The 14883-nt window shown below is 58.6% G+C and carries 15 protein-coding genes; 12 read left to right on the top strand and 3 right to left on the bottom strand.

Features of this window, described 5'->3' with window-relative positions; genetic code table 11:
* Positions 1-189: 189 nt before the first annotated feature.
* A complete protein-coding gene (sixA, locus tag APT89_RS06210; RefSeq protein WP_003861375.1) occupies positions 190-675 on the top strand; it encodes a phosphohistidine phosphatase SixA in 486 nt (161 codons plus the stop codon).
* Between the two features lie 46 nt (positions 676-721).
* On the opposite strand, the gene smrB is transcribed toward sixA, so the two are convergent.
* Complete coding sequence (gene smrB / locus APT89_RS06215) at positions 722-1273, bottom strand: endonuclease SmrB (protein ID WP_060571936.1); 552 nt, start codon at positions 1271-1273, stop codon at positions 722-724.
* 145 nt (positions 1274-1418) lie between these two features.
* Between smrB and prmB the strand changes: the two genes are divergently transcribed.
* From prmB to APT89_RS06245, 6 genes are read left to right on the top strand one after another with little or no spacing between them, the layout of a single operon-like run.
* Positions 1419-2351 (top strand): 50S ribosomal protein L3 N(5)-glutamine methyltransferase, encoded by a 933-nt coding sequence (prmB, locus tag APT89_RS06220; RefSeq protein WP_060571937.1) that lies wholly within the window; start codon positions 1419-1421, stop codon positions 2349-2351.
* 60 nt (positions 2352-2411) lie between these two features.
* Positions 2412-3497 carry a chorismate synthase gene (gene aroC, locus APT89_RS06225; protein ID WP_028013970.1) on the top strand — a complete coding sequence of 362 codons (1086 nt, stop codon included), beginning with the start codon at positions 2412-2414 and terminating at the stop codon, positions 3495-3497.
* A gap of 2 nt (positions 3498-3499) precedes the next feature.
* Entirely contained in the window at positions 3500-4324 is an 825-nt protein-coding gene (mepA, locus tag APT89_RS06230) for a penicillin-insensitive murein endopeptidase (RefSeq protein WP_060571938.1), read from the top strand.
* Entirely contained in the window at positions 4324-5133 is an 810-nt protein-coding gene (locus tag APT89_RS06235; RefSeq protein ID WP_041908882.1) for a sulfite exporter TauE/SafE family protein, read from the top strand. The genes mepA and APT89_RS06235 overlap by 1 nt, the downstream gene beginning before the upstream one ends.
* Positions 5133-5678, top strand: a complete 546-nt coding sequence (locus APT89_RS06240; protein ID WP_045631487.1) for an elongation factor P hydroxylase — start codon at positions 5133-5135, stop codon at positions 5676-5678. The genes APT89_RS06235 and APT89_RS06240 overlap by 1 nt, the downstream gene beginning before the upstream one ends.
* Before the next feature lie 13 nt (positions 5679-5691).
* Entirely contained in the window at positions 5692-5967 is a 276-nt protein-coding gene (locus APT89_RS06245; RefSeq protein ID WP_028013966.1) for a YfcL family protein, read from the top strand.
* 53 nt (positions 5968-6020) lie between these two features.
* Here the strand turns inward: APT89_RS06245 and mnmC are convergent, their stop codons facing one another.
* The gene (gene mnmC, locus APT89_RS06250; protein ID WP_060571939.1) at positions 6021-8018 is read right to left on the bottom strand and encodes a bifunctional tRNA (5-methylaminomethyl-2-thiouridine)(34)-methyltransferase MnmD/FAD-dependent 5-carboxymethylaminomethyl-2-thiouridine(34) oxidoreductase MnmC; all 1998 of its coding nucleotides are present in this window, start codon (positions 8016-8018) and stop codon (positions 6021-6023) included.
* Between the two features lie 158 nt (positions 8019-8176).
* Here mnmC and fabB point away from each other — a divergent pair, with 158 nt between their 5' ends.
* Together fabB and APT89_RS06260 are read left to right on the top strand one after the other, a co-directional pair.
* On the top strand, positions 8177-9394 hold the full coding sequence (gene fabB, locus APT89_RS06255; RefSeq protein WP_023336433.1) for a beta-ketoacyl-ACP synthase I: 1218 nt from the start codon (positions 8177-8179) through the stop codon (positions 9392-9394).
* 68 nt (positions 9395-9462) lie between these two features.
* Complete coding sequence (locus APT89_RS06260; RefSeq protein ID WP_060571940.1) at positions 9463-10641, top strand: MFS transporter; 1179 nt, start codon at positions 9463-9465, stop codon at positions 10639-10641.
* A gap of 89 nt (positions 10642-10730) precedes the next feature.
* On the opposite strand, the gene flk is transcribed toward APT89_RS06260, so the two are convergent.
* Positions 10731-11735, bottom strand: coding sequence for a flagella biosynthesis regulator Flk (gene flk / locus APT89_RS06265; RefSeq protein ID WP_028013964.1), 1005 nt, complete (start codon positions 11733-11735; stop codon positions 10731-10733).
* A gap of 113 nt (positions 11736-11848) precedes the next feature.
* Here flk and pdxB point away from each other — a divergent pair, with 113 nt between their 5' ends.
* The 3 genes from pdxB to truA all read left to right on the top strand — a co-directional run bounded on the left by pdxB (position 11849) and on the right by truA (position 14878).
* A complete protein-coding gene (pdxB, locus tag APT89_RS06270) occupies positions 11849-12985 on the top strand; it encodes a 4-phosphoerythronate dehydrogenase PdxB (protein ID WP_045631484.1) in 1137 nt (378 codons plus the stop codon).
* A 67-nt stretch (positions 12986-13052) separates the two neighbouring features.
* Positions 13053-14066, top strand: coding sequence for an aspartate-semialdehyde dehydrogenase (locus APT89_RS06275; RefSeq protein WP_060571941.1), 1014 nt, complete (start codon positions 13053-13055; stop codon positions 14064-14066).
* Positions 14066-14878 (top strand): tRNA pseudouridine(38-40) synthase TruA, encoded by an 813-nt coding sequence (gene truA, locus APT89_RS06280; RefSeq protein WP_041908896.1) that lies wholly within the window; start codon positions 14066-14068, stop codon positions 14876-14878. The genes APT89_RS06275 and truA overlap by 1 nt, the downstream gene beginning before the upstream one ends.
* Positions 14879-14883 lie beyond the last annotated feature (5 nt).

Raw genomic sequence — 14883 nt, forward strand, 5'->3', positions numbered from 1 at the left:
TGAGATGAATGAACCTGTTCTGGCGATTTTGTAAACAGAGATTGACTATACTTACGCCATTGAGGTAAAAAACAGCGTTTCATTCACCGAATGGATCAGGCACAATGCCCGGCCATCGGGTTTTCTACCTCAGAGCATTAATCGCGGGTAGTTAACGCCGGTGATTCTGGTTAACAAAAGCGGTGCAATATGCAAGTTTTTATCATGCGTCACGGCGACGCGGCACTCGATGCCGCCAGTGACTCAGTACGTCCTTTAACCGTCTGTGGCTGTGACGAATCCCGTCAAATGGCGACGTGGCTTAAAGGTCAAAAAGTGGACATTGAACGCGTTCTGGTGAGTCCGTTCCTGCGTGCAGAACAGACGCTGGACGTGGTAGGGGAGTGTATGAACCTGCCATCCAGCGTGGACGTTCTCCCTGAGCTGACGCCATGCGGCGATGTCGGTCTTGTCAGCGCTTACCTTCAGGCGCTGTGCAATGAAGGTGTCGCTTCCGCACTGGTCATTTCCCACCTGCCGCTGGTCGGCTATCTGGTATCTGAGCTGTGCCCGGGCGAAACGCCGCCAATGTTCACCACTTCCGCCATTGCCAACGTCACTCTCGACGAAACCGGCAAAGGGGTCTTCAACTGGCAAATGAGCCCGTGCAACCTGAAGATGGCAAAAGCCATCTGACGTGACGTGTGACAGGGCGGGGTACTACGTGTTTCCCGCCCTTCTGTCAGGGCAACTCTGGCGGCTGCCACTCCTCAACTTGAATCAACACCAGCAATGCGGCATCGCCGCCGTACTCTTTCGGTGCCTGATGAAACGCCATCACGTGCGGGTGCTGAGCCAGCCACAGCGGCGTCTGTTGCTTCAGAATGTGTTTACCGTGGCCGTGCATCACGCAGGCGCAAAAAACGTGTTCGCGGCGACAGGCGGCAATCAACGCCCCCAGCTCCTGTTTCGCCTGCATCTGCGTTAAGCCGTGCAGATCGAGAAACAGCTCCGGCGAATAATCTCCGCGTCGTAACTTTTTCAGCTCAAAATGGCTGACGTCTTCGCGCACGTACTTCACAGCCCCTTGCGTATTGAGCAGCGGCTGAAATTCATCTGAAAAATAGTGGCTGTTATCCGCCTGCTCCTGGAGCAGCCGTTTGACCGGAACTTCGCTGATTTTTTTACGCTGCGGACGGTGGACAATCGTGTCCTGCGCGATTTTACGCGTCCCGGTCATCAGCTGGCGGAAGAGAGCCTGATCCTCCTCGCTGAGCGATGTTTTCTTTTTCATTCGTCATTCTCATCTCGTATTTCCGATAGTGTACCCGACTAAACGCATTTTTTAACCTCAAGCGGTACGCGTCATTGCTGATTTATCGCCGTCTTCATGGCAAACTAGCCGCCGAAAATTATGCGAGCATGCCCTGGAGGAAAGAGTGGATAAAATATTTGTCGATGAAGCAGTAAACGAGCTGCATACCATACAGGACATGTTGCGCTGGTCGGTTAGCCGCTTCAGCGCCGCTAATATCTGGTACGGTCACGGTACCGATAACCCGTGGGACGAGGCCGTTCAGCTGGTGCTGCCGTCTCTTTACCTGCCGCTGGACATTCCGGAAGACATGCGCACCGCGCGCCTGACCTCCAGCGAAAAACATCGCATCGTTGAGCGCGTGATCCGTCGCGTAAACGAGCGCATTCCGGTTGCTTACCTGACCAACAAAGCCTGGTTCTGCGGCCACGAGTTTTACGTCGATGAACGCGTGCTGGTACCGCGCTCGCCGATTGGTGAGCTGATCAACAACCACTTTGAAGGCCTGATTAACCATCAGCCGCAGCACATTCTCGATATGTGCACCGGCAGCGGCTGCATCGCTATTGCCTGCGCCTACGCTTTCCCTGAAGCGGAAGTGGACGCCGTCGATATCTCCACCGACGCGCTGGCCGTGACCGAACACAACATCGAAGAGCACGGCCTGATCCATCACGTCACGCCAATCCGCTCTGATCTGTTCCGCGACCTGCCGACGCTGCAGTACGATCTGATCGTCACTAACCCGCCGTACGTGGATGCAGAAGACATGTCCGATCTGCCGAACGAATATCGTCACGAGCCGGAGCTGGGCCTGGCGTCAGGCTCTGACGGCCTGAAGCTGACCCGCCGCATTCTGGCCTGCGCGCCGGATTACCTGACCGATGACGGCGTTCTGATTTGTGAAGTGGGCAACAGCATGGTACATCTGATAGAGCAGTACCCGGATGTGCCGTTCACCTGGCTTGAGTTCGACAACGGCGGTGACGGCGTCTTTATGCTGACCAAAGCGCAGCTGCACGACGCGCGCGAACATTTCAGCATCTATAAAGATTAATCCAGCGGGCTTCGGCCCGTTTCACAATGCTCAAACACAAACAACAACATCGGAGCCGTGATGGCAGGAAACAGTATTGGACAGTTATTCCGCGTGACCACCTTTGGCGAGTCGCACGGGCTGGCGCTGGGCTGTATCGTTGATGGCGTACCGCCAGGCATCGAACTGACCGAAGCAGATTTACAGCACGACCTTGACCGCCGTCGTCCGGGCACCTCTCGCTACACCACGCAGCGTCGCGAGCCGGACCAGGTCAAAATTCTCTCCGGCGTTTTTGAAGGCCGCACCACCGGCACCAGCATTGGTCTGCTGATTGAAAACACCGATCAGCGCTCTCAGGACTACGGTGCTATCAAGGACGTGTTCCGCCCGGGCCATGCCGACTACACCTACGAGCAAAAGTACGGTTTTCGCGACTATCGCGGCGGCGGACGCTCTTCCGCGCGTGAGACCGCGATGCGCGTGGCCGCTGGCGCGATTGCTAAAAAGTATTTGCAGCAGAAATTTGGCATCGTCATTCGCGGCTGTCTGACCCAGATGGGCGACATTCCGCTGGCGATCAAGGACTGGGATCAGGTCGAGCAAAACCCGTTCTTCTGCGCTGATGCGGATAAGCTTGACGCCCTGGACGAACTGATGCGCGGCCTGAAAAAAGAGGGCGACTCCATTGGCGCGAAAGTCACCGTGGTGGCAGATGGCGTCCCGGCTGGCTGGGGCGAGCCGGTATTTGACCGTCTCGACGCCGATATCGCCCACGCGCTGATGAGCATCAACGCGGTGAAGGGCGTCGAGATTGGCGACGGCTTCGACGTGGTGGCACTTCGCGGCAGCCAGAACCGCGACGAAATCACGAAAGCGGGCTTCCAGAGCAACCATGCGGGCGGCATTCTCGGCGGTATCAGCAGTGGACAGCAGATTATTGCCAACATCGCGCTGAAGCCGACCTCAAGCATCACCGTGCCGGGCCACACGATTAACCGCTCAGGCGAAGAAGTTGAGATGATCACCAAAGGTCGTCACGATCCGTGCGTGGGGATCCGCGCGGTGCCGATCGCGGAAGCGATGCTGGCGATCGTGCTGATGGATCACTTCCTGCGCCAGCGCGCGCAGAACGCGGACGTGACGACCACCATTCCACGCTGGTAAACATGAAAAAAACCGCAATTGCTCTGCTGGCGCTGCTGGCCAGTGGAGCCAGTCTGGCCGCCACGCCGTGGCAAAAAATCACCCATCCGGTGGCGGGAAGCGCGCAGTCCATCGGCGCCTTCTCTAACGGCTGTATCGTGGGCGCGCAGGAGTTGCCGCTGCAATCAGATACCTATCAGGTGATGCGTACCGACCAGCGTCGTTACTTCGGCCACCCTGATCTGGTGCTGTTCATTCAGCGACTGGGGAACCAGGTGCATAACCTGGGGCTGGGGACGATGCTGATTGGCGATATGGGGATGCCTGCCGGTGGCCGCTTTAACGGCGGGCACGCCAGCCACCAGACCGGACTGGATGTCGACATCTTCCTGCAGCTGCCGAAAACGCGCTGGACGTCTGCGCAGCTGCTGAAGCCGCAGGCGCTGGATCTGGTGTCGCGCGACGGCAAAAGCGTGGTGCCCTCGCTGTGGACGCGGGAGGTTTCCAGTATGATCAAGCTGGCGGCAGAAGATAACGACGTCACGCGGATCTTTGTGAACCCGGCGATCAAGCAGCAGCTCTGCCTGGATGCCGGAACCGATCGCGACTGGCTGCGCAAAGTGCGCCCGTGGTTCCAGCATCGTGCGCATATGCACGTTCGTCTGCGCTGCCCGGCGAACAGCCTGGAATGTGAAGATCAGCCGTTACCTCCGCCAGGCGATGGCTGTGGTTACGAACTGCAAAGCTGGTTTGAGCCGGCAAAACCTGGAACCTCTAAGCCTGAGAAGAAGACACCGCCTCCGTTGCCGCCTTCCTGCCAGGCGCTACTGGATGAGCATGTACTTTAATGGATAATTTCGTCGATCTGTTTATGGTGTCACCGCTGCTGCTGGTGGTGCTGTTCTTTGTGGCCATGCTGGCCGGTTTTATCGATGCGCTCGCGGGCGGCGGCGGGCTGTTAACCGTGCCCGCGCTGCTGGCGGCGGGCATGAGCCCGGCGCAGGCGCTTGCCACCAATAAGCTGCAGGCCTGCGGCGGCTCGCTTTCGGCGTCGCTCTATTTTATCCGCCGCAAGGTGGTGAATCTCGCCGATCAAAAGCTCAATATCCTGATGACCTTTATCGGCTCAACGTCGGGCGCGCTGCTGGTGCAGCACGTGCAGTCGGATATTTTGCGCCAGATCCTGCCGATTCTGGTTATCTGCATCGGTCTCTATTTCCTGCTGATGCCTAAGCTCGGTGAGGAAGACCGGGCGCGGCGGCTGCACGGCCTGCCGTTTGCGCTGATTGCCGGTGGCTGCGTCGGCTTTTACGACGGCTTCTTTGGCCCGGGGGCGGGCTCGTTTTACGCGCTGGCGTTCGTGACGCTGGCCGGCTTTAACCTCGCCAAATCCACCGCCCACGCCAAGGTGCTGAATGCGACCTCGAACGTCGGCGGCCTGCTGCTGTTTATCATTGGCGGCAAGGTTATCTGGGCAACCGGGTTTGTGATGATGGCAGGGCAGTTTTTGGGCGCGCGCGCAGGCTCGCGTCTGGTATTAAGCAAAGGGCAAAAGCTGATCCGCCCGATGATTGTTGTCGTCTCGGCGGTGATGAGCGCCAAACTTCTTTATGACAGCCATGGACAGGAGATCCTCACCTGGTTGGGGATGAACTAATGAACAGTACGCATAAATACGAACAGTTGATAGAGATCTTCGATAGCTGTTTTGCTGATGATTTTAATACCCGTCTGATTAAAGGCGACGACGAACCGATCTATCTTCCTGCTGATGCAGAGGTTCCGTACAACCGCATCGTCTTTGCCCACGGCTTTTACGCCAGCGGTTTGCACGAAATTTCGCACTGGTGCATCGCGGGGAAAGCGCGTCGCGAGCTGGTCGACTTCGGTTACTGGTACTGTCCGGACGGGCGCGACGCCGCCACCCAGGGCCAGTTTGAAGATGTGGAAGTGAAGCCGCAGGCGCTGGAATGGCTGTTCTGCGTGGCGGCGGGCTTCCCGTTCAACGTGAGCTGTGACAACCTTGAAGGTGACTTTGAGCCAGACCGTATCGCCTTCCAGCGCCGCGTGCATGCTCAGGTGATGGAGTATTTTGAGAAAGGCATCCCGGAACGTCCGGCGCGCCTGATCGAGGCTTTACAGAATTATTACCACACGCCGGAGATCACGGCGGAATGCTTCCCTTGGCCGGAAGATCTTTAACAGAGGAAAGAAGATGATCGCAGAATTTGAATCACGCATTCTGGCGTTAATTGATGACATGGTGGAACACGCCAGTGATGATGAGCTGTTCGCCAGCGGTTATCTGCGTGGTCACCTGACGCTGGCGGTAGCCGAGCTGGAAGCAGGTGACGATCACTCTGCCGACGCCGTTCACGCTGAAGTCACGCGCAGCCTGGAAAAAGCCATTCTGGCCGGGGAGCTCTCTCCGCGCGACCAGTCTCTGGTGCTGGGGATGTGGGACAATTTATTCCAGCAGGCTAAACGCTAAGCCGCTGCCCTCTCTTCCCTCTCCCCTTTGGGGAGAGGGGATTCGACCGCACCCTACTTAACCATTTTCCCCTTCAGCAGTTTCCGTACCCACAGTCGATTCGGGTTCAGCCCCGCAAGCGTGGTTCTGTCCAGCGGAACAGGCTCATTACTCATTTGCGCGGCTAACGTTTCAGCCAGCAGCGGCGCGGAGCACAATCCTCGCGATCCTAATCCGCCCAGCATGAACAGTTCCGGATAAACCGGGGCACTTACCGCCGTTTCCTTGTTTTCTGCCAGATCCTGATAGAGTTCAAGCGTGGCTTCATAGTCCGGCACGTTTCCCGCCATCGGCAGGTGATCGCGGGTCGCGCAGCGCACGCCGCAGCGCGCTTCGCCCTCGCTCACGTCAACCTCTTTCGCCCACGCCGCGTCCGGGAAGCAGTCAATCAGGCGCTGGCGGTTTTGCTGCTGATCCGCTTCGCTGTAGCGCATATCCGCTTCGCCACGATGGTAGCTGGCGCCGATGCAGTGATGTCCGTTAGACGGATTTTGTGGCGTCAGATAGCCGTCATAGCACAGCACCTGGCGCAGCTTGCTCAGTTCGGGCGCGGTCGGGATATGGCTTACCTGGCCGCCGACCGGATAAACCGGCAACGTCTCGGTCTGGATAAACTGGCTGATGTTATGTCCGTTTGCCAGCACAACGCTGGCATGGCGTGCCGCTTTGCCATCAGCAAAATGCAGAGTCCACCGTTCTGACCGGCTAAGCGATTCAACCTTATGAGCATAATGCACCCTCAGCCCGCGTGACTGCGCCAGGCTAATCGCCGCCGCGGTCAGTTCAGCCGGGCACAGCCAGCCGCCGAGCGGATATTGAATGCCGCCACAGTCGGTTTCCACACCCGCGGTGTCTGCCACCTCTTGCGCACTGACCGAGCGGGCAATCTCCTCCGGCAGACCCAGCGACAGCATCTGGGCGATTTTTTGCTGGCTCTTTTCATCCCATCCGAGCTGCGTCACGCCGCACCAGTCATGGTCGAATGCCACCGGAATGGAATCATACAGGCGGCGAGCGAAGGTAAACGCTGCCGGGAAAAACTGGAACAGGGCCTGATCGTGCGAGCTTAAAAGCGGGTAAAGCGCGCCCTGGCGGTTGCCGGACGCGCCGTTGGCTGGTGCCTCGTCAGCGCAGTAGAGTGTCACCTGCCAGCCCCGGTGCAGCAGCGCGAGAGAGAGCAGGGCGCTGGCGATCCCTCCGCCAACGATCGCCACTTCGCGCGATGCGCTGGCGCTGCGCGCAAACCAGGGAGCCCGAGCGGGAATGTCCAGCGTCCGTTCCATCGTGCCGACCAGCATGTCGCGCTTGCGGCCAAAGCCTTTGGTCTTCTGCATGGTAAAGCCCGCGTCCTGCAGGCCGCGGCGAACAAAGCCGGCCGAGGTAAAGGTGGCGAGCGTTGCGCCGGGACGCGCCAGCCGGGCCATCGCGCTAAACAGATGCTGGCTCCACATGTCCGGGTTCTTGGCGGGCGCAAAGCCGTCAAGGAACCACGCGTCCACCGTCTGGTTCATCGCGTCGTCGAGCGTATCGGTCAGGTCGTTAATGTCGCCCAGCCATAAATCCAGCGTCACCCGTCCGCCGTCCAGAATCAGACGGTGGCAGCCGCCGATATGCGGCGGCCACTGCGCCTGAAGCTGCTCCGCCCAGGCTGCAAGCTCCGGCCAGCGCTGGTGGGCGAGCCGCAGATCGTGCGCGGTAAGCGGAAATTTTTCAAAACTGATGAAATGTAATCTTTGTAGCGTAGCCTCAGGGTGCGCAGCGTGAAACTGGTCAAACGCCTGCCAGAGGGTTAAAAAATTGAGCCCGGTGCCGAATCCGCTTTCCGCAACAACGAACAGACTGCGCGGGTGCGCAGGGAAGCGGGCGCTGAGCTGGTTTCCCTCGAGGAAAACATAGCGGGTTTCTTCGAGTCCGTTATCATTAGAAAAGTAGACGTCATCAAAATCTCGGGAAACAGGTGTACCCTCAGCGTTGAATTCGAGGTTGGCGGGTTGTATAGCGTTTTGTTTCACGTAAGTTACTCGTCTGACAGGCAGTGGCACGATCTTAACGATGTGAGTCCATCGGTGCAAATTTCCGCAGAAAATGTCTGATCGGACTTGTTCGGCGTACAAGTGTACGCTATTGTGCGACTCGAAACTTTTTATAGTGCGACTTACAGAGGTATTGAATGAAACGTGCAGTGATTACTGGCCTGGGCATTGTTTCCAGCATCGGTAATAACCAGCAGGAAGTCCTGGCATCTCTGCGTGAAGGACGCTCCGGGATCACTTTCTCTGAAGAGTTTAAAGATTCAGGTATGCGTAGCCACGTATGGGGTAACGTCAAACTGGACACCACCGGTTTGATTGACCGCAAAGTGGTTCGTTTCATGAACGATGCCTCTATTTATGCTTATCTCTCCATGCAGGAAGCGATCAAAGATTCCGGCCTGAGCGAAGAGGTTTATCAGAACAACCCGCGCGTGGGCCTGATTGCCGGTTCCGGCGGTTCCTCTAAAGCGCAGGTATTCGGTGCTGATGCCATGCGCAGCCCGCGTGGTCTGAAAGCGGTAGGTCCGTACGTGGTCACGAAAGCTATGGGTTCTGCGGTTTCCGCGTGCCTGGCGACCCCGTTCAAAATTCACGGTGTGAACTACTCCATCAGCTCCGCGTGTGCGACTTCCGCACACTGTATCGGCAACGCGGTTGAGCAGATCCAGCTGGGCAAACAGGACATCGTATTTGCTGGCGGCGGCGAAGAGCTGGGCTGGGAAATGGCCTGTGAGTTCGACGCGATGGGCGCACTGTCCACCAAGTACAACGAAACCCCAGACAAAGCCTCCCGTACTTATGACGCGCACCGTGACGGTTTCGTTATCGCGGGCGGCGGCGGTATGGTTGTGGTTGAAGAGCTGGAGCACGCGCTGGCGCGCGGCGCGCACATCTACGCTGAGATCGTGGGCTACGGCGCAACGTCCGACGGCGCCGACATGGTTGCTCCGTCCGGCGAAGGCGCGGTGCGCTGCATGAAGATGGCGATGCACGGTGTTGATACCCCAATCGACTACCTGAACTCCCACGGTACCTCTACTCCGGTAGGTGACGTGAAAGAGCTGGGTGCGATCCGCGAAGTGTTCGGCGACAACAGCCCGGCTATCTCTGCCACCAAAGCCATGACCGGTCACTCTCTGGGTGCGGCGGGCGTGCAGGAAGCGATCTACTCTCTGCTGATGCTGGAAAACGGCTTTATCGCCCCAAGCATCAACATCGACGAGATGGACGAGCAGGCGGCTGGCCTGAACATCGTGACCAAACCAACGGAAGCGACGCTGACCACCGTCATGTCCAACAGCTTCGGCTTCGGCGGCACCAACGCCACGCTGGTTATGCGCAAGCTGAAAGCATAAGCGTTTGAATGTATAATAGAAGGGAGCCGAAAGGCTCCCTTTTTTTATGCCTGAACACGGAGTTATGCATGAAGGCTGTTACCCCCGAGAAGGGCACTCCTTCCGGGAACCTTTCTCTTTTCCGCATCGCCTTTGCGGTATTCCTGACCTACATGACCGTTGGCCTGCCGCTGCCGGTGATCCCGCTGTTCGTTCATCACGAACTCGGCTATGGCAACACCATGGTCGGCATTGCTGTGGGCATTCAGTTTTTAGCCACGGTATTAACCCGCGGCTACGCAGGACGGCTGGCCGATCAGCACGGTGCAAAACGCTCGGCGCTGCAGGGCATGTCTGCCTGCGGTCTGGCGGGGGGCGCGTGGCTGCTGGCCGCTCTCCTGCCGGTCGACGCCGCGTATAAATTTGCGCTGCTGGTGGTGGGCCGTTTAATCCTTGGCTTCGGTGAAAGCCAGCTGCTGACCGGCACCCTGACCTGGGGGATGGGGCTGGTGGGGCCTGCGCGCTCCGGCAAAGTGATGTCATGGAACGGGATGGCGATTTATGGCGCACTGGCTGCAGGCGCGCCGCTGGGTTTGCTGATCCACAGCCAGTTTGGTTTTGCAGTACTGGCAGCAACCACCATGGTATTACCGCTGCTGGCGTGGGCTTTTAACGGTTCGGTACGCAAGGTGCCCGCCCATAAAGGCGAACGTCCTTCGCTGTGGAGTGTGGTGGGGCAAATCTGGCAGCCAGGGCTGGGGCTGGCGCTTCAGGGAGTAGGCTTCGCGGTGATTGGTACCTTCGTCTCCCTCTATTTCATGAGCCGCGGCTGGGCAATGGCGGGCTTTACGCTGACGGCCTTTGGCGGCGCGTTTGTCCTGATGCGTGTCCTGTTCGGCTGGATGCCGGATCGCTTTGGCGGCGTGAAGGTGGCGGTGGCATCGCTGGTGATTGAAACCGTTGGGCTGGTGTTGCTCTGGCAGGCGCCGGTCGCCTCCGTTGCGCTGCTTGGTGCGGCGTTAACCGGCTGCGGCTGCTCGCTGATCTTCCCGGCGCTGGGCGTTGAGGTGGTGAAGCGCGTGGCGCCGCAGGTCCGCGGTACGGCGCTGGGCGGCTATGCGGCGTTTCAGGATATCTCATACGGCGTAACCGGGCCGCTGGCGGGTCTGTTAGCCACCTCGTTTGGCTACCCGTCCGTCTTCCTGGCCGGCGCGGTTTCTGCGGTGGTGGGGATCGTGGTGACGCTGGTGGCGTTTCGCAGAAATTAACTGTTGTCGCCGGGTGGCGGCTGCGCCTTACCCGGCCTACGGTTCGAGCCGTTGTAGGCCCGGTAAGCGTAGCGCCACCGGGCAAATCCTCAGGCAACCAGCCAGAAAATCGCCAGCGCAATCAATAATGCAATCAACATTAATCCCGGGCGGGCAGAGAGCGTTCTGAAGGTCTCCACAACGGGCGCAAACAGCGGGCTGTAGATCGGCTGAACGTTTCTTACCTCCGGCACGCCGCCTTCCCGCTCGGCGCGGCGAACAAAGATCTGATTCAGCACATCCTGCACCTGCGCGGTGGTCAGTACCGTTTGCGGCGTGGCCTGCCAGTTCTGCTGGGCGTAATCCCGAATCACCTCGAACTCGTGCGGTTCCAGCGGCTGTTTAAGCGCCGCCTGAACGGTATGCAGGGTAGGGGCGCTCTGGGTGCTGAGCGTCTGGCGCGCCTGGAGCCAGGTCACCAGATGGGTAAACTGTTTGGCCGGAATCAGCTCGCCCGCCTTCACGCCGGACAGTTCCAGCATGGATTGCCAGATAAGCTTCGTCGACTCGCCGGTGGCGGCGGCCAGTTTGGTCACCATCTGGTTCAGCGTGTTGTGCTCGGCAGGCTGCAGCGGGCGCTCGGTTGAGGGGCGCACCTGAGGCTGCGGAATAGACAACTGATTGTTCTGCAACAGCGTCAGCACGGTTTTAAGCTGGTCTGGCGTCAGCTGGCTCAGGGCGGTCTGGCCATACTGCTGACGGATAAAGTCACTGACAGCCTGACGGTTATTTCCCTGGCCCAGCAGCTCAGTCAACTGCGTGACAATCTGACGCGTGGTGTGGTTCTGCTGCGCGGTCGTAATACGCTGGTTGAGATTTTGCTCGGCGGCAGGGAAATGGCGCGACTGCAGCGGTGCGTCGTTCCTCACGCCTAAATCATGCTTTACCCCGGCCCAGACTTCCGCGTTTTGCTGCGAAGTCAGCGCTATCAGGCGCGTGATCAGTCGCTCCAGCACGGTGCGCTGTTGCGTGGATAGTGGCTGTTCACCGGCAACGTTTGGCGTGACAGGGCCTTCACCCGGAGGGCGTGGCGGCGTACCTGAAATGGGCTGCATCGTCAAAAATCCTTAAAGTCAAAACTCAGCGTAAACCCGGCATACGTATATGCCTGGCGGCCAGATTATGGCACACTTGGCAGGTTTTCTTCCTCTCAAACAGGTACTCAGACGTGAAAATCCTCGTTGATGAAAATATGCCTTACGCCCGCGAGCTGTTTAGCCGCCTCGGCGACGTTAAGGCTGTCCCTGGTCGCCCGATCCCGGTTAACGAACTGGATGACGCAGACGCGCTGATGGTGCGCTCGGTGACCAAAGTAAATGAGGCGTTGCTTGCCGGTAAAGCGATTAAGTTTGTCGGAACCGCAACGGCAGGGACCGATCATGTGGATGATCAGTGGCTGAAGCAGGCCGGAATCGGTTTTTCCGCCGCGCCGGGCTGTAACGCCATTGCCGTCGTGGAATACGTTTTCTCCTCGCTGCTGATGCTGGCCGAGCGCGATGGTTTTGCGCTGAAAGACCGCACCGTGGGGATTGTCGGCGTGGGTAACGTCGGCGGGCGTCTGCAAAAGCGCCTTGAAGCGTTAGGTATCCGCACGCTGCTGTGCGATCCGCCGCGTAAAGACAACGGTGACGACGAGGATTTCCGCGCGCTGGATGAGCTGGTTGAACAGTGCGATGTGCTGACGTTCCACACGCCGCTGTTTAAAGAGGGGCCGTATAAGTCCCTGCATCTGGCGGACGAGGCGCTGATTCGCCGTCTGAAGGCTGGCACTATTCTGATAAATGCCTGTCGTGGCCCGGTGGTGGATAATGCCGCGCTGCTGAAATGTCTGAATGAAGGACACGATCTCAGCGTGGTGCTGGACGTCTGGGAGCCGGAGCCGGATCTCAACGTTGAGTTGCTGAACAAGGTTGACGTTGCCACCGCGCATATCGCGGGCTATACGCTTGAAGGCAAAGCGCGCGGCACGACGCAGGTATTTGAAGCCTACAGCGCCTTTATCGGCCATCCGCAGCAGGTGGCGCTTGATACTTTACTCCCCGCGCCTGAATTTGGCCGCATTACCCTGCATGGCCCGCTCGATCAGGCAACGCTGAAAAGGCTGGTGCATTTGGTGTATGATGTGCGCCGCGACGATGCGCTGCTGCGTAAGGTGGCGGGGATCCCGGGTGAATTTGATAAGCTGCGCAAGAACTACGTTGAGCGCCGCGAGTGGTCTTCCCTGTATGTGATGTGCGACGACGCAGCGGCTGCGACGTTGCTCAAGAAACTGGGTTTTAACGCCGTTCATCACCCGGCGCATTAATGTCTTCTTAATGCTCCCTGTCGGATACGCCGACAGGGACGCTTTTTTATTTCTGGAGTAAACCACCATGTCTGAAGGCTGGAACATTGCCATTTTAGGTGCCACGGGTGCCGTGGGCGAAGCCCTGCTCGAAACTCTTGCCGAGCGTCAGTTCCCGGTGGGAGATATCTATGCGCTGGCGCGCACCGACAGCGCGGGCGAACATCTGCGTTTTGGCGGTAAATCCGTGATGGTTCAGGATGCGGCCGCGTTTGACTGGACCCAGGCACAGCTGGCGTTTTTTGCCGCAGGTGCTGAAGCCACGGCGTCTTACATTGAAGAGGCGACCAATTCGGGCTGTCTGGTGATCGACCTGAGCGGTCTGTTCTCCCTGGAGCCGGACGTGCCGCTGGTGATCCCGGACGTCAATCCGTTTGTGCTGGCTGACTACCGCAACCGTAACGTTATCGCGGTACCGAACAGCCTGACCAGCCAGCTGCTGACCGCCCTGAAGCCGCTGATTGACGACGGAGGCCTGTCGCGCATTACCGTCACCAGTCTGCTGTCCGCGTCGGCGAACGGTAAAAAGGCCGTTGACGCGCTGGCCGGGCAGAGTGCGAAGCTGCTGAACGGCATCCCGATCGACGAAGATGATTTCTTTGGCCGCCAGCTGGCGTTCAACATGCTGCCGCTGCTGCCGGATCGTGAAGGTTCCGTGCGCGAAGAGCGTCGTCTCGTCGACGAAGCGCGCAAGATTCTGCAGGACGAGGGGCTGATGATTTCCGCCAGCGTCGTACAGTCTCCGGTCTTCTACGGCCACGCGCAGATGGTCGGTTTTGAAGCCCTGCGCCCGCTGGCGGCAGAGGAAGCGCGCGACGCGTTTGGCCGCGGTGAAGATATCGTCCTTTCTGAAGAGAGCGAGTTCCCGACCCAGGTGGGTGACGCCACCGGCAGCGCGCATCTTTCCGTTGGCTGCGTGCGTAACGACTACGGTATGCCGGAACAGGTCCAGTTCTGGTCCGTAGCCGATAACGTTCGCTTTGGCGGCGCGCTGATGGCGGTCAAGATCGCCGAGAAGCTGGTGCAGGAGTATCTGTACTGATGTCCGAAGTGGATCAAAAGCCGGTTCATAAAATTGCCCTCGGTATTGAGTACGATGGCAGTAAATATTACGGCTGGCAGCGTCAGAATGAGGTGCGCAGCGTCCAGGAGAAGCTGGAGAAAGCGCTCTCACAGGTGGCAAACGAGCCGATTAACGTCCTGTGCGCAGGACGTACGGACGCGGGTGTTCATGGCACGGGGCAGGTGGTTCACTTTGAAACCACCGCCGTGCGTAAGGATGCCGCCTGGACGCTGGGTGTAAATGCGAATTTACCTGGTGACATCGCGGTGCGTTGGGTGAAATCTGTGCCGGATGATTTTCACGCGCGCTTCAGCGCAACGGCGCGTCGCTATCGCTATGTCATCTACAACCAGCGTCTGCGTCCGGCGGTGTTAAGCCAGGGCGTGACGCATTTTTATGAACCGCTCGATGCAGAACGCATGCATCGCGCGGCGCAGTGTCTGATTGGTGAAAATGACTTTACGTCGTTTCGTGCGGTGCAGTGTCAGTCCCGTACGCCGTGGCGTAACGTCATGCACATTAACGTCAGTCGTTTTGGCGCGTATGTGGTGGTGGATATCAAAGCCAATGCCTTTGTACATCATATGGTGCGGAATATTGTGGGCAGCCTGATGGAAGTGGGCGCCGGACACCAGCCGGAGAGCTGGATTGCAGAACTGCTGGCAGCGAAGGACAGAACGCTTGCGGCAGCAACGGCGAAAGCGGAAGGGCTTTATCTGGTCTCGGTAGACTATCCGGATCGGTTTGACCTGCCAAAACCGCCAATGGGCCCGCTGTTTTTAGCGGACTAAACAAA

The sequence above is a fragment of the Enterobacter sp. 50588862 genome (assembly GCF_001462935.1).
GTDB classification, from domain to species: domain Bacteria; phylum Pseudomonadota; class Gammaproteobacteria; order Enterobacterales; family Enterobacteriaceae; genus Enterobacter; species Enterobacter bugandensis.

Coding starts and splice junctions, on each gene's coding strand:
- sixA (WP_003861375.1), top strand. CDS start 190: ATGCAAGTTTTTATCATGCGTCACGGCGACGCGGCACTCGATGCCGCC.
- smrB (WP_060571936.1), bottom strand. CDS start 1,273: ATGAAAAAGAAAACATCGCTCAGCGAGGAGGATCAGGCTCTCTTCCGC.
- aroC (WP_028013970.1), top strand. CDS start 2,412: ATGGCAGGAAACAGTATTGGACAGTTATTCCGCGTGACCACCTTTGGC.
- mepA (WP_060571938.1), top strand. CDS start 3,500: ATGAAAAAAACCGCAATTGCTCTGCTGGCGCTGCTGGCCAGTGGAGCC.
- APT89_RS06235 (WP_041908882.1), top strand. CDS start 4,324: ATGGATAATTTCGTCGATCTGTTTATGGTGTCACCGCTGCTGCTGGTG.
- APT89_RS06240 (WP_045631487.1), top strand. CDS start 5,133: ATGAACAGTACGCATAAATACGAACAGTTGATAGAGATCTTCGATAGC.
- APT89_RS06245 (WP_028013966.1), top strand. CDS start 5,692: ATGATCGCAGAATTTGAATCACGCATTCTGGCGTTAATTGATGACATG.
- fabB (WP_023336433.1), top strand. CDS start 8,177: ATGAAACGTGCAGTGATTACTGGCCTGGGCATTGTTTCCAGCATCGGT.
- APT89_RS06260 (WP_060571940.1), top strand. CDS start 9,463: ATGAAGGCTGTTACCCCCGAGAAGGGCACTCCTTCCGGGAACCTTTCT.
- flk (WP_028013964.1), bottom strand. CDS start 11,735: ATGCAGCCCATTTCAGGTACGCCGCCACGCCCTCCGGGTGAAGGCCCT.
- APT89_RS06275 (WP_060571941.1), top strand. CDS start 13,053: ATGTCTGAAGGCTGGAACATTGCCATTTTAGGTGCCACGGGTGCCGTG.
- truA (WP_041908896.1), top strand. CDS start 14,066: ATGTCCGAAGTGGATCAAAAGCCGGTTCATAAAATTGCCCTCGGTATT.